The sequence below is a fragment of the Sphaerisporangium fuscum genome (genome assembly GCF_018531465.1).
In the GTDB taxonomy this organism is placed as follows: domain Bacteria; phylum Actinomycetota; class Actinomycetes; order Streptosporangiales; family Streptosporangiaceae; genus Sphaerisporangium; species Sphaerisporangium fuscum.
The window spans coordinates 1-13,803 of record NZ_JAHDTF010000045.1 but is presented as its reverse complement, the minus strand read 5'-3'; the positions used below and the strand labels follow the sequence as shown (position 1 = coordinate 13,803).

The window sequence follows — 13,803 nt, the reverse complement described above, 5'->3', positions numbered from 1 at the left end:
TCAGCCTCCCACCGGTTCGATCCCGCGCACGCGGTAGAGCTTCTCCAGCAGCGCCAGGACGCCGCGGTCATCCTCGCCCGCCAGCTCGGCGACGGTGACCGGCTCGCCCAGGCGTTCCACGACGGCGTCGGCCGCCGTGCCCCTGACGGTGAACACGTGCCCGTTGACCGCCCAGATCGACTCCCCGGTCTCCTCCGTCATCCTGACGATCTCCGCTGAAGAGCGGATGCGCTGGTCGGGGCGGAGCGTGACGGCGTCCCTGGGTGCGGGGGGCATCTCCAGGCCGTACGCGCTCACCCTTCGCGCCCACATGATGCGCAGGGCGCGCTGCAGCCTCCGGTCCTCGCGGGCACCGGTCAGCAGGTCCTCGGCGGCGACGAGGGGCGCGGCGGGCGCGACCGATCCGTCGGCGCGGCGCCGCGGAGGGTAGGGCAGGTAGGGAACGGCGTCGCCGTCGCGCCCGTGCTGCGCGAGGTCGGCCAGCACGTCCTTGACGGCCGCGACCGGCAGCCTCCGGTCGGCGGGGACGCGCAGGCGGAGCACCAGGCAGTCGTCGCCGTAGTGGTCCTCGTAGTGGTAGGGCGCCGGCCAGTACAGCAGGTGCCCGCTGCCGGCCACGAGGGTCTGCTCGGGCTCGTCCGCGGCACGCCGCAGCCGGGCCTCCAGCCGCCCGCGCAGCACCCAGGTGAGCACGGTGTGCGTCGCCTCGTCCCCGCGCTCGTCGCGGTGGGGATGACCGCTGGCCATGGTCATCTCCACGTCGACGGGCAGGACGGGGAATCCGGCTCTCCGCCACAGCGGCGAGACCAGGTCGCGGACCTCGGCCCACATCCGGAAGTCGAGCGCCAGGGGCTGCCGCACGTTGAGCACGTACCGGGTACCGGCGAGCCGTCCGGCGTACAGCTCGGCCGTCTCGTCGTCCGGGCCGGGCAGCAGGTCGCCCGGGGCGGCGATCCGCCCGCCCCCGGAGAAGAACCGCACGTCGGGGAGGGCCCTGAAGCGGGTGCCGGCGCGGAAGGGCTGGGCGGCGGCGAGGACCGTCCGGTAGCAGCGGTCCAGGTCCACCGGCGGTTCGGCCTCCCACCACGGCAGCACGCAGGGCGCGGTGTCCCAGTAGCGTGCGACGAAGTCGTCCCAGCCCGTCGTCACGACGTCTCCGTCCGGAAGCGGCGGCGAAGGCGCGCCGCGTACTCGTCCAGTGGTTCCATCCCCATGGCCTTTCTCCGCTCGTCGACCTGGCCGGCCCGCTCGATGGGAAGAGGCACCAGTTCTCCGTTCTCCTGGTGGAACTTCGTGCCGTACACCTGTGGGCGTCCGTCCTGAACGCGCAGCGCGTCGGTCAGGTACGCGACGTCGCGCGGGGACGCCTCGCCGCCGCGCGCGGCCTCGCGGACCAGTTCCAGGCAGTGCTCCTGGAAAGTGCGCGGGCCTGAGGCGTGCTGCACCAGCCGGCAGGCCGCCGCGGCCGCCTCCTCGCCGACGAGGGCGCGGCCCGGCCACCCGTGCTCGTCCACGACCGCGCGCAGCCAGGCGACGGCGGCGCGGGTCAGGATGCCGATCCGATCGCCGAGGGCGTCGTCGGCGAACCCGCCCCGCGCCCAGCGTTCCCGTAGCGAGGCGTCGAGCCGGTCGATCCGCAGCAACCGGCGGCGGACGCCCTCCCCCGCGCCGGCCGGCGGATCCAGGGGGTCCAGCCTCAGCCGCACCGTGGTCCGGTCCCATTCGTAGGTGATCCGCCGGTCCGCCTCGCGCCAGTCGAAGCAGACCTCGCCGCTGTACGGCCCGGTGAGGCGCGCCCGCACGCCACGGCCGGGGTGCACGAGCGTGCGCTCGGGGAGGTCGGCGTACACGTAGGCGACGGCGTCGCGGATCGCCACTCCGAGGCCCGCCAGATTCAGGTTCCCGCCGTCCCGGACGGTGGGCGACGGCGGCAGGCCCTCGTCGTCCACCGGCTGCGGGCCGACGGGGAGGTATGCGCCGGTCGGCGGGTCGACGTACAACAGCGGGCCGCCGTCCAGGTTGCGGAAGAAGTAGGGGACGTCCCGGCGGCGCAGCTGCTCCAGCTCGTGCTCCTCGAAGCCCGAGCCGCTCCAGGCGTGCCGGTCGAGGGCCTCGCCGTAGGCGGCGGTGGGTTTGAGCAGGACGCGGGTGTAGTGTTCGCCGGCCTCGTGGACGAGCCGCCGGACCCTTTCGCGGTGCCGGCACATCAGCGTCCACGCGTCGAACATGCCGCGCAGGTGGTCGAGCAGGTAGGGGCCGTATCCGACGCGGCCGCGCATGTCGGATACGGCGGAGCGGGTCTCCTCGCGCGCGCACGGCAGGCTGCGCCGGCGCAGCCGCAGGCTCCCGTGCGGCCCGGCCGAGAACCACAGGCCGTCGCCTTCGCCGGTGCACCAGTGGGCGGCCCGCTCCAGCCCGACGTGGTGCGAGCCTCCCCCGTCGGCGTCGGCCACCAGGCCGGTGTCGAACAGGCGCCTGACGGGGGCGAAGCAGATCTCCAGATCGACGGGGTAGGTCAGCGGCTCGGTGTCGCCGGGGCGCGCCCCGGCCAGGACGTTGCCCTCCCCGAGGTCGGTGATGCCGTACCCGAAGCAGGCCGCGGTCAGGGAACCCGCCCGATGCCAGAACCGCGCCGCCTCCTGCTCGCCGAGGGTGACACCCCGCAGCCGGAGCTCGCCGTCCGCGCGGACGGTGCCCCACTGCGCGGGCGGCTCGATCCACTCCTGCCACAGGTAGGCGGGCCGGCCGTCCTCGATGCCGTCGCGGCACGCCATCACCGGCAGGCGGATCTCCCCGGACGCGGGCGGCAGCTCGTTGAGCAGCGCGAACACCGATGCGGGCCGGGCCGGGGGGCTGTCGGCCAGGAAGAGGCTCTCGCCGTTGGCCGGTCTCGGCTTGTACGCCACCCGCCCGCCGCCGCTCATGTGCAGACGCAGCACCTGCCGCCGTCCGTTGTGGGTCTCGGCGGGGCCGGCCCACAGTCGGGTGACCGGCGGGCGGAACGCCGGGGCCTCGAACCAGGACGCCGGCAGGTCGCGTTCCAGCCGCCGGAGGAACAGGGAGAGGGACGCCTCGAAGCCCGAGCGCAGCCCGGACACCAGCGGGCCGGCGTCGCCGTCCGCGGCGCAGGCGGCCAGCGCCTCGGTGATGAGCGGGCCGACCAGCTCGGCGTTGGTGACGTCGAGGACGCCCGGGGCGACGATGTCGCCGTGGCGGCGCGCCGCGGACCCGAGCCATGCGTCCAGGCCGCTCAGCAGACCGACCAGCGGCGCGAAACGGTCGTCGGCGAGGACATGGGCCACGAGCCCGGCGTCGTCCTCGCCGGCCAGGTGGCGTTCGACCCTGAGCAGGCCGTCTGGGTCCACGCGCATGACGGGCGGGAACATTCCGTCCGCCCTGCCCTGGCGGACGGCGGACAGGACGCGCTCGGCGGCGGGCGGCAGCGGCTTCGCCCGCGCTCCGGTCCGGGGAGGACACACCTCCCACAGCACATCGGTCATCGGTCGTCGGCCTCCGGCGCCCTGTTCGGTGTCGGTCGGACGGGCGGCGCCGCCCGGCGGGACGGCGCCGCTCGCGTCACCAGGGCAGGCAGTAGACCCGGACGCAGGTGGTGGCGACCGGCGTCTCCTGGGCGGGAATCTCCTGCTCCAGGTCACCGATGACGACGTCGAGCACGGTTTCGGTCTCGGTCAGAGTGTTCACTCCCATTTCGAGCCCCTTTCAGGTGGGTGAGCCGAGGTGATCGCCGGCTTGGTGCTGTGCCGGAAAGCCGGACAGAAGCCCCGCTTCGCGATCGCCGTCACAATAAGCAGACATGATTAGTTTTGTCACGAAATTTCACAATTAGTAGGCAGGCTACCGACGCGGCGTGATCACGCGCTTCGGCGCCACCCCGTAAGGCGAATCGGAATGAGCTGTCGAGGTGTGCGAAAAACCCAGCGGAAAGCCGGAAATCACCGGTGAATCGTCAGAACGTGAAGGCCTGGCTGCGGACGCTGTTGTCGAAGCTGGACAGCAGCAGCTCGGGCTCCCCCACGGCACGGATGCCGGGCAGCCGGGTGAACAGCTCACGGTACATCATCTTGATTTCCTGCCTGGCGAGGTCGGCGCCGAGACAGAAATGGGGGCCGGGCCCGCCGAAGCCGACGTGGGGGTTGGGCTTGCGGGTGATGTCGTAGCGGTCGGGGTCGTCGAAGACGTCCTCGTCGCGGTTGGCGGAGCCGTAGAACAGCACCACCTTGTCGCCCGGCCGCAGCCGCAGCTGCGTCGGTCAGCGGCCGGGCGGTCCACCCGTCAGGGAGGGCCAGCCGGACGGTCACGTCGCGGGCGAGGCGGCCCTGGTTGACCAGGGTGGTGGTCACCGTGCCAGGCTGCCCGGGCACGACGGAGGCGGGGGTCGCCTGGAGTGTCATCGCGTCACTGGACGGGCTCCACGACTGGAGTTCGACGACGCCGACCGACTCCCCTGTGAAGAGCAGCCGCACCTGGCCGGTGGTGAGCGGAGGGAAGGTGATCCGGTTGAGGCCGTTGCCGGCCGGCCGGTCCGGCGGCACAAGATTCGCACCGCGAACGCCGCCTACCGCCTCGCCGTGCTGGCCCGCGGGCACCGCGCCGAAGTGACCCGGTTGCGAATCCCTGTCGCCGGCGTCGCGAGGCTCAAGGAATTCCTCGACACGTCCGGGCGGAACAAGCCGCGCCGGGGCCCTCACCAGGGAAACCAACGCCGAGCCCGGCCACCGGTACGTCGTTTAGCCACACCTGAGGTGGACACCGGTGCGGGGCGACCTGGCCGCCACCGGCCTCTCCCTACTCCTCGCCAAGGGCACTGGCGACTCTCCCCTGCTGGGTACCTGCGACATCGCAAACGAAGTGACCGCCTCCTGTAAATGAGACCACAAAGGCCCGGATCCTGGTCGCTGCCTCCGTCCGTCCCGGCGCCTCCGGGACTCTCCCACGGAACCTCTGCGCTCCGGAAGGCCAAGCCGCGCTACGCGCGGTCGCCCTATGGGCGAGCCTTCCTGCGCTCCGAGAACCCGTGGGATGCACGTCCTGGCGCCGGGGGCCGGAACGGCCCGCACCCCGATTCATCAGATTAAGGAGCGCAGATGCGCCGCAAGTTCGTGTTCCTCGATTTCGAGACGACCAGCTTGGACGAGTGCCTGGGCGAGATATGGGAGGGCGCCGCCATCCTCCGCGACCCGGACAAACCGGAAGATGGCGACCGGGAGCATTAGTGGCAAATCCGTCCCGACATGCGTCACGCGGACCCCAACTCGCTGCGGGTGAGCCGCTACTACTCGGCAGGAATGCGTCGGCCGCGTCGGCCAGGGTGATCGCGGCGCCGCGCAGCGCGGTCACCTTCCGGGAGGCGGCCGCCCTCATCGCGCCCCATCCGCTCCGGGGCCGACGTACTGGACAACCTGCCCGAGTCGCGTATCAGCCCGGAGAGCCCGTCCCCTGGTCGGCACGCGGCGATCATTGCTCATGTACGTGAACAGATCATTATCACGTACATGATGAAGCAGTCGGCTGGGCTTCGCCGTCAAGAGTGAGGTGGGTGTTCGGCGGTGGCCGACCCTGTCGTGGTCATGGCGGGCCGGCCTGAAGGAGATCGCGCGCGGTCAGTTCTCCATCCGGTGTGCTACCGGTTCTGGAGCCAGGTCAGTACGGCGCGCACGCGCCGGTTGTCGTCGGCGGCGGGTTCCAGGCCGAGCTTGGTGAAGATGGCGTTCACATGCGTCTCGACGGTCTTGCGTCCGAGGTAGAGGCGTTCGGCGATGGCGGCGTTGCTGCGTCCCTCGGCCATCAGGGCCAGGACCTGCCGTTCCCTGTCGGTCAGCTGGTGCAGCGGGTCCCTGCCGGGCGCGGCGGGGAGCAGGGCGGCGATGACGTCCGGGTCGAGGACGCAGCCGCCGCGGGCGATGCGACGGATCGCGTCGAGGAAGTCGTCGATGTCGGTGACGCGGTCCTTGAGGAGGTATCCGAGCGCGGTGCCGCCGGTGCGGAACAGGTCGAGCGCCCGTCCGGCGTGTACCCACTGCGACAGCAGCAGGATCCCGAGCTGCGGATACCGCTCACGGAGTGTGGCGGCGGCCCGCAGGCCCTCGTCGGTGTGGGTGGGCGGCATCCGGATGTCGACCACGGCGAAGTCGGGCTGGTGCTCGGCGACCTGCGCCAGGAGCTCGTCAGCGGTGCCCGCTGTCGCGGCGACGGTGTGCCCGGCACCGGACAGCAGGTGCGCGATGCCCTCTCTGAGCAGGGCGCTGTCGTCGGCGATCACGATGCGCATGGCAGCTCCGCCCGCAGGGTTGTGCCGTGACCTGGCCGGCTGTCGAGGCGCATGGTGCCGTTGACGGCGGCGACCCGATCGGCCAGGCCCTGCAGGCCGCCGCCGGGGGCGAGCACGGCGCCGCCGTTGCCGTCATCGCGGACCTCGACTCCCACCGAGTCGTCCCGGCGGGCGATGGTGACCGACAGGCGGGTGGCGGCGGCGTGCTTGACCGCGTTGGTCAGCGCCTCGCAGGCGAAGAACCAGGCGGTGGCCTCCACGACGTCCGGCAGCCGCTGTTCTGTGACGTCGAGGGTGACCGGGATCGGCAGGCGGGCCGAGACGGTGCGCAGCGCCACCGCCAGTCCCTCATCGGCCAGGACCGGCGGCAGGATACTGCGGGTCAGCTCCCGCAGCTCGTCGACGGCGGCGCGCAGCTCCGCCACCGCCTCGCCGAGGACGGCCGCGGCCCTGCGGTTGGCCGGCGCGAGGTCGCGTTCGGCGATGCGCAGTCGCAGGGCCAGGGCGACCAGCCGTTGCTGGGCGCCGTCGTGCAGGTCGCGTTCGATGCGGCGCCTGTTGCTGTCGTCGGCCTGCACGATGCGGTTGCGTGAGGCGGTCACCTCGGCCAGCCGTACGGCGGCGCGGGCGTGCAGCGCCGCGTTCTCCAGCGGCAGCGCGGCGGCGGTCAGCGCGGCCTCGACCAGCCGGGGCTCGTCGGCGAGCCGCTGGTCCAGGTCGACGAGGGCGACGGGCACGCCGCCCGCGGACACCTCGCGCCGCAGCCGCGGCGGTCCTGGCCGCGCCGCCGTACCGTCCAGCTCGATGGCGCCGTCACCGTCGAGGTAGGCGATCGTGGCGGTCGGGTCGTCCACGGCGCGGCGCAGCGCCGCCAGCAGGTCGGCGGGTGCGGCGCTTCCCGCGCGCAGGTCGTGGGTGAACCGGTCGATGGTGCGCACGGCCAGCCAGGTCCGCCGGTCGAAGTGGCGGTCGACCAGCGCGTGTACGGCTCGCAGCAGCGGGCGGAACGCCGCGGCGACGGCCAGCGTGGCGGCGGCGACCGCCCAGCTGGAGCCGATGCCGAGCAGCGCGGCGAGTGCTCCGGCGCCGATCGCGACGGCCGCGTACAGCCCCACCAGCAGCGCCGTGATGACGGCATAGGTGATGGTCTGGCCGACCAGCCGCTCCACGTCGAAGAGGCGGTGCCTGCGCATCGCCACGGTGACCGCGACGAGGAACGGGATCGGCGCGACCAGCGAGGTGACGTTCTCGGCGCCGGCGAAACCCGCCTGCGAGAGCGCGGCCGTGGCCGCGATCAGCGAGGCCGTCAGCCACAGTCCCCACAGCGACAGCCGGAGCTGGGCACGCTCGTTGCCGCGGGCGCCGCGCAGCCGTACCACCACCGCCACCACCCCGGCCAGCATCGCGACGGCGGCGAACGCCTCGGTCGCCGCGATCACGCGCAGCGGACCGTCCAGCTCGGCCGGGATGGAGATGTCGACGGGACCGTTGTCGGCGACGATGGCCGCCACCCGGTGCGGCCACAGCGCCACCGCGACCGCCACGGCGCCGCCCAGCCAGCCGGCCAGGTACAGCGCGAACACCGGCCGCCAGCGGCGCGAGGGCAGCCGCCCGTCGGGGAACAGGAACTGGAACAGCGGCAGCGACGCCCCGGCGAGCGTCCCGACGATCTCCGCGATGGCCGCGACGGTGCCGACCTGCGAGCTGAGGTTCCCGGCGCGGACCTGGCCGGCCGCCCAGCTGTAGCACAGGCCGAAGGCAACGATCAGGATCCCGCCCGCCAGGAAGCCCCAGGCGGCGCGGTTGGCGGGCCTGCGGTCCACGATGACGGCGCCGAGCACGCACGCCCCGGATCCGCTCACGATGCCCACGAACGAGGTCGGATCCCACGCCCGCGCCAGCACCGGGCCGAGCAGGCCCGACAACCCCGCCGACACGCCGACGATCCAGCCGGCGGCCCGCAGGGCCTCGCCACGAGTTTCCACGTAGGCGATCGTCGCCTCCGGCCGCCACCTGCCACAAGGGGGCAACCCGCCGATCTCCTCCGGGATAACCCGGAGCCAACCGCAGGGCCGCCACCCAGGACCGCGACCCGCTGCCGGGGCCATCGTCTACCTCATGAACGCACTCACCACCACGACCCGCCGCCCGATGGGCACGCTGCTCGCGACGGCCAGCCTGATCGCCGGGCCGGCCCTGATCGGGCTGGCGTTGGCGACCCTGCCGCCCATCTGGAACGGTGACCGCCCCGACTACCAGGTCATCGATGCCGAGCACGGCCTGGCGATGCTGTCGTTCAACCTCGCCGCCCTCGCTTTCCCGTTCCTGTTCGGCTCGGCCGTCGTGCCGGCGTGGGCCGCCCGCCGCACACCCCGGCTCGCCGCCACCGGGCTGGCCTGCGCTTTCCTGGGACTGACGGCGATGTACGGCAACGCCATGCTCAGCGTCCCGGTGATGCTGATGAACGGCCTGCCCGAGCACGCCGGCCTGGATCAGCTGGCGGGGCGGCTGGACAGTCCACCGCTGTACCCGCTGCTGCTGTTCCCGCTCTTCATCGTCGGCTCCCTGCTGCAGGCGCTGTCCCTGTGGCGCTCCCGCGCGGTCCCCGGCTGGGCGGCGGCGGCCGTCGGGCTGGGCGGGCTCTTCCCCGCCGCGATGCTCCTCGACGTCCCGGCTCTGGCCGTGCCGATCGCCGCCCTGCGCATCGCCGGCTCCATCCCCGTGATCAGCACCATCCTCACAACTCGGAAGGAATCGCTATGAACGTCATGAGCCGCGGCCTGCTCCTCCTGGCCGCCGCGACCGCCCTGGTGACTCCGCTGGCCGCATCCCCGGCTATGGCGGACACCCCCTACTACAAGTACGTCGCCCAACACAGCGGCATGTGCCTGGACGTCCAGGACGCCAGCCGCGCCCACGGCGCCTACGTCCTGCAGGCGAACTGCTGGGGTGGAGACAACCAGCTGTGGAGGATGCAGAGTGTGCGCGGACCGAAGTGGCGCGGCACCGGCTTCCCCTTCGAGCTGATCGCCAAGCACAGCGGCATGTGCCTGGACGTTCAGGACGCCAGCCGCGCCCACGGCGCTCACGTCCTGCAGGCCACCTGCTGGGGAGGCCCGAACCAGATCTGGCGCATGCGAACGCCCACTCGGTGAAGCCCTCGAGGTTGGAGAAACGACGGACGACCTCGAACCCTGGCCCGGTATCCAGCCGGGTCCCACCAACCCACCGACGACAACGCCGTCGGGCGGCCGACGTCTCCTTCGTACTCGACCAGCTGCCATCGAAGTGGGACGGTTCCGGCCTGATCGACCGCTCCAGGATCGCGATGGTCGGCCAGTCGATTGGAGGGGCCGCCGCTCTGGCGACCATGGTGAAGAACTCCCGCGTACGCGCCGGGATCGACATGGACGGCAGCACCTACGCCCGGATTCCTAAGAGCGGATTCTCCCGGCCGTTCATGTTCATCGGTTCGGAGCAGCACGTCCCTGGAGGCCCCACCCCCACGTGGGACCGCGACTGGAAGCTGCTCACCGGATGGAAGCGCTGGATCGTGCTGGCGGGCGCGGAACACGAGTCCTGCACCGACACCCCACTGCTGTCGGGCGCCCTCGGCATCAAACCCGTCTACGGCGTCCTGTCCGGGAAGCGCAGCGCTGAGATCATCCGCACATACGTGGCTGCCTTCCTCGACCAGCACCTGCAGGCGCGACGGCAGACCCTCCTGGACAAGCCGTCAACGCAGTACCCGGAGGTCAAGCTCTGCCCGGAAAATTGCGGTCGATCCTGATACCGACACGCTTCCTGAAGCGATCGGGGGATGTTGACCACAGCTCGCCCAGGCTCAGAAGACGCGAAAAGAGAGCGACACCGCGCACCGACCGCCCTGAAGGAACCGCTCGGGCAGGAAGCTCCAGGCCCGCCGGCCGAGCGGTTCAACACGACCACGGGCCGGGCTGTCTTCTCCAACGAGGACCGCAGCCGGCTCGGCGCGTGACCCACCTCAAGCAGCAGCACCTCGATCGCAATCCGATCATGGGCGAGCACCGCCGGATCGCTGGCATCGCCGGACATCGCTATGAAGCGGTCGATCGGCGGTTCGGCCTTCGCCACCGGCTACGTGCGCGGATCCGTCCCGCGCGTGCCCAACTGCATCACAAGTACGCCGCTTGCATGCGCAGCAACGGCGTGCCGTCGTTCCCCGACCCCGACACAAGCGGCGCTTTCAAACTCGACGACAACGCCCCCAACACACCGCAGTTCAAGGCCATGCATCGTCCGTTCAGCTGCAATCGCACTGCCTGACCGGAGACCGGCATGAGCGGTGAGCAGGGTGATCGGCAAGCTGAAGGTGCCCTCGATCTCGACTTTCAGGTCCGGCAGGCCGGCCGCTGAGCGGACGAGCTCGACGTACAGCTGGCCGATGGTGCCCGGACCCCTCGCGCGGCACCTGGAAGCTGATCGTCGGTGCGGTGTTGCCCACGGTGATCGGCACTCCAGCCGTACCCGAGTTGCCCGCCGGGTCCTTCACGATCAATGTCTAGAAGACAGTTGACCAATTTTCAAATCTGGTCATACATTAATGGCGACGGCGACGAACTCCAGCGAGCCGACACACCCCCAGCAGATGACAGGAGCCCGCTCATGACCTTGCAGACCAACCCCTCGGTGCTGATCTCCGGAGCCGGTGTCGGCGGGCCCACGCTCGCCTACTGGCTGGCCGAGCACGGATTCCGTCCCACCGTCGTCGAGCGGGCGGCGGGATTGCGCTCCAGTGGCAACCCGGTGGACGTCCGCGGGCCGGCCGTGGAGGTGGTGGAACGGATGGGCGTGATGGAGCGGCTGCGCGAGGCCGCCACGGACGTGACGGCGATGAGCTTCGTCAACGGAGCCGGCCGCGAGGTCGGTCGGGTCGGCCTGCAGCAGGCGGCCGGCAGCGGCGAGGTGGAGGTCACGCGCACCGACCTGGCGAAGATCCTCTACGAGGCGAGCCGGGACTCGGCCGAGTTCCTGTTCGACGACACCATCACCTCACTGACCCAGGACGACGACGGCGTGGACGTCACCTTCGAAAAGGCCGCACCCCGCCGGTTCGACCTGGTCATCGGAGCCGACGGGCTTCACTCGATGACCCGCCGGCTGGCCTTCGGCCCCGAGGAGCAGTTCGTCAGCCACATCGGCCTGTACGTCGCGACGATGCACCTGAACGCCCCGGCCGAGAACGAGCGGGACGTCGTCCTCTACAACGCCCCCGGCCGGTTGGTGTCCCTCCACCCCGTGCACGGCCGCACCCTGGCGGCCTTCATCTTCCGAAGCCCGGCCGTGGAGGGCTTCGACCCCCGCGACATCGCCCAGCACAAGCGAATCGTGACCGACGCCTACGCCGGCGACGGCTGGCGCGTCCCCGAACTGCTGGACCGGGTCCGCGCGGCCGACGACCTGTGGCTCGACTCCGTCAGCCGGGTACGACTCGACGGCTGGAGCACCGGCCGCGTCGCGCTTCTCGGCGACGCCGCCTCCTCGGTGTCACTGTTCGGCGACGGCTCCACCATGGCCATCGCCGGCGCGTACACACTCGCGGAGGAACTGGCCGCCACTCCCGACGACCCCCGGTCGGCCTTCGCCCGGTACGAGGCCAGGCACCGCACCCTGGTCGGCCCCAAGCAGAGCAACGTCGAGACGGCCGCCGCACTGATGGTCCCCGCGACCTGCACCGGGATCGTCGTCCGGAACCTCGCGACCCGCCTGTGGCCGGTGGCGGCCACCGCCGAGCGGCTGCGCGACAAGATCGCCTCTCGCCGCCGGCCCGCCCCGGCGGCCGCCTGACCGCCGCCCGGCCGCTCCACCTTTCCAGTCGTCCCCGCGGAGCCGGCCGCCGCGCCCCGTGCCGGCCGCACGCCGGCTGCCGCGTCACCCATACCGACCGTACGCGGTCGGCTGCCGCGCCTTCGGGCTGGCGGCGACGTCCTTTCGGTCAGGGCGAGCTCATCGGCTCGTCCCGACCGGCCGCGCCAGACCCCTCACATCACTCGTACGGAAGGCCACAAGCATGTCCGCCTCTATCGCCGGTCCGCTCTCAACAATCGACAATCCCCGGCAATGGCTGCGCTTCCTGCCGCTGGGCACTGCTGACGGCCCTTGCCTATCTGGGAGGTAACCGGCATCGACCTCGGCCCGGTGGCGCTGCTCGGCGCTGCCCTGCTGATCGCCGGCTTCGGCGGCACGGCCTTCGGCCTCCGGCGGGTACCGGCGGACGGCGAGAAGACGAGCTCACCGAGGAAGACGACCGCTCCCTAGCCGACCGGCAAATGCCGAGCAGTCACCGGGCCGAACGGCGCCTCACGCTCGATCGCTGCCGCCAGGCGCGCCTCGACGCCTGGGATCACCGACCAGACCACCTGACGCCATTTGAATGGGCGAGGTCACCGGTCCGTGATCCCCGTGGGTGGGCTCCGTGTGGGTTCCCCCGGTGGTCGTTCGTTGAGGGTGCGTACCGCGGCCGCCAGTGCTTGCACCCCTTCGGCGATCCGGTCTTCGGTCAGGTCGCCGTAGCCGAGGATCAGTCCCTGGCGTCCCGGTCCAGTCAGCCGGTGCGGTCCGACCCTGGCGACACGGACGCCGTGATCGGCGGCGGCCGCGACCACGTCGTCCTCCCACATGCCGTCCGGGAGCCAGACCACGAAGTGCAGCCCGGCCGCCACCCCGGTGGGTTCGAAGCCGGAAGAGACTCGCCCGGCGTCGATGTGCGGGCTTGCGGTTTGCGGCGGCGGCGTCGCGGTGGCGACCTGCCCGCCTACGGCGGCCAGGTCGCCAAGAGCTGGAGCGCGGCGTGGGCGACCGATCTCTCGTCGGCGGTGTGTACCACCAGGGCCAGTCCGGGGTCGCCCGACAGGTGCCGAGTCCCGTAGGCCAGCTCGAGCTCGCCGGACCAACGGATGCCGGTACAGGTACTGTCCGTGTCCCTTGTCCTTCATCTGGTGTTCCGCCCACAGCTGGCGGAACTCCGCGCTGGCGGCGGAGAGCTCTTGGACCAGGGCCGCCGTGGACGGGTCGACGGGTTGACCACCGGCATCCAGCCGCAGGAAGCCGACGAGATCGCGGGCCCGTCCCGTGCTGCCGTTGCGGGCCTGGTCATGCCATGCCTAGGCGTCGGCGGGCACTGGGTCGGCCGCTGCCGGGAGACCACAGTGGTGTGCACCGGAACGGTTCCGGCGCCAGAGCCCGCAAAGGGCGCCTGGCCATCCGATCTCACAGGGAGCACTGCGACATGAGCACCACCGACATGCCGACCGAGCCTCTCGGCACCACCGGCATGGAGATCACCCGCCTCGGCTTCGGCTCCTGGGCGGTCTCCGGATCCGGCTGGCGCTTCGGCTGGGGCGCCACCGACGACGCCGAGTCGATCGCCGCGATCCGCCACGCCATCGCCTCCGGCGTCAACTGGATCGACACCGCCGCCGTCTACGGACTCGGCCACTCCGAAGAGCTGGTCGGCAAGGCGATCGCCGGCCTGC

Annotated in this window: 13 protein-coding genes and 2 pseudogenes; 8 read left to right on the top strand and 7 right to left on the bottom strand. The window is 71.7% G+C overall.

Going from position 1 to position 13,803, the window contains the following annotated elements:
- From KIK05_RS41495 to KIK05_RS41485, 4 genes and pseudogenes are all read right to left on the bottom strand, one after another.
- A complete protein-coding gene (locus KIK05_RS41495) occupies window positions 1-1,149 on the bottom strand; it encodes a hypothetical protein (RefSeq protein ID WP_214416399.1) in 1,149 nt (382 codons plus the stop codon).
- The gene (locus KIK05_RS41490) at window positions 1,146-3,500 is read right to left on the bottom strand and encodes a DUF6624 domain-containing protein (protein ID WP_214416398.1); all 2,355 of its coding nucleotides are present in this window, start codon (window positions 3,498-3,500) and stop codon (window positions 1,146-1,148) included. Before KIK05_RS41490 ends, KIK05_RS41495 begins: the two co-directional genes overlap by 4 nt.
- 76 nt (window positions 3,501-3,576) lie before the next feature.
- Window positions 3,577-3,708, bottom strand: a complete 132-nt coding sequence (locus KIK05_RS48530) for a hypothetical protein (RefSeq protein WP_284681581.1) — start codon at window positions 3,706-3,708, stop codon at window positions 3,577-3,579.
- Window positions 3,709-3,967: 259 nt separating this feature from the next.
- Window positions 3,968-4,255, bottom strand: a pseudogene (locus tag KIK05_RS41485) (cytochrome P450); the annotation flags it as partial.
- Window positions 4,256-5,105: 850 nt separating this feature from the next.
- Here KIK05_RS41485 and KIK05_RS48525 point away from each other — a divergent pair.
- A complete protein-coding gene (locus KIK05_RS48525; RefSeq protein WP_284681580.1) occupies window positions 5,106-5,234 on the top strand; it encodes a hypothetical protein in 129 nt (42 codons plus the stop codon).
- A gap of 407 nt (window positions 5,235-5,641) precedes the next feature.
- Here the strand turns inward: KIK05_RS48525 and KIK05_RS41480 are convergent, their stop codons facing one another.
- Window positions 5,642-6,289 (bottom strand): response regulator transcription factor, encoded by a 648-nt coding sequence (locus KIK05_RS41480; RefSeq protein WP_214416397.1) that lies wholly within the window; start codon window positions 6,287-6,289, stop codon window positions 5,642-5,644.
- Complete coding sequence (locus KIK05_RS49265; RefSeq protein WP_214416396.1) at window positions 6,277-8,274, bottom strand: sensor histidine kinase; 1,998 nt, start codon at window positions 8,272-8,274, stop codon at window positions 6,277-6,279. The genes KIK05_RS41480 and KIK05_RS49265 overlap by 13 nt, the downstream gene beginning before the upstream one ends.
- Before the next feature lie 133 nt (window positions 8,275-8,407).
- On the opposite strand from KIK05_RS49265, the gene KIK05_RS41470 reads away from it, so the two are divergent.
- From KIK05_RS41470 to KIK05_RS41445, 6 genes are all read left to right on the top strand, one after another.
- On the top strand, window positions 8,408-9,052 hold the full coding sequence (locus tag KIK05_RS41470; protein ID WP_214416395.1) for a hypothetical protein: 645 nt from the start codon (window positions 8,408-8,410) through the stop codon (window positions 9,050-9,052).
- Complete coding sequence (locus KIK05_RS41465) at window positions 9,049-9,444, top strand: RICIN domain-containing protein (protein WP_214416394.1); 396 nt, start codon at window positions 9,049-9,051, stop codon at window positions 9,442-9,444. Before KIK05_RS41470 ends, KIK05_RS41465 begins: the two co-directional genes overlap by 4 nt.
- On the top strand, window positions 9,336-10,079 hold the full coding sequence (locus KIK05_RS41460) for an alpha/beta hydrolase (RefSeq protein WP_308250351.1): 744 nt from the start codon (window positions 9,336-9,338) through the stop codon (window positions 10,077-10,079). Before KIK05_RS41465 ends, KIK05_RS41460 begins: the two co-directional genes overlap by 109 nt.
- Window positions 10,080-10,282: 203 nt before the next feature.
- Complete coding sequence (locus KIK05_RS41455) at window positions 10,283-10,594, top strand: hypothetical protein (protein ID WP_214416392.1); 312 nt, start codon at window positions 10,283-10,285, stop codon at window positions 10,592-10,594.
- Window positions 10,595-10,933: 339 nt separating this feature from the next.
- Complete coding sequence (locus KIK05_RS41450; protein ID WP_214416391.1) at window positions 10,934-12,115, top strand: FAD-dependent monooxygenase; 1,182 nt, start codon at window positions 10,934-10,936, stop codon at window positions 12,113-12,115.
- A gap of 312 nt (window positions 12,116-12,427) precedes the next feature.
- Window positions 12,428-12,586, top strand: a complete 159-nt coding sequence (locus tag KIK05_RS41445; RefSeq protein WP_214416390.1) for a hypothetical protein — start codon at window positions 12,428-12,430, stop codon at window positions 12,584-12,586.
- A 125-nt stretch (window positions 12,587-12,711) separates the two neighbouring features.
- Here the strand turns inward: KIK05_RS41445 and KIK05_RS49775 are convergent.
- Window positions 12,712-13,380: pseudogene (locus KIK05_RS49775) on the bottom strand (MmyB family transcriptional regulator); the annotation flags it as partial.
- A gap of 176 nt (window positions 13,381-13,556) precedes the next feature.
- On the opposite strand from KIK05_RS49775, the gene KIK05_RS41430 reads away from it, so the two are divergent.
- On the top strand, window positions 13,557-13,803 hold a 247-nt coding region (locus KIK05_RS41430; protein WP_250564314.1), incomplete at its 3' end, for an aldo/keto reductase.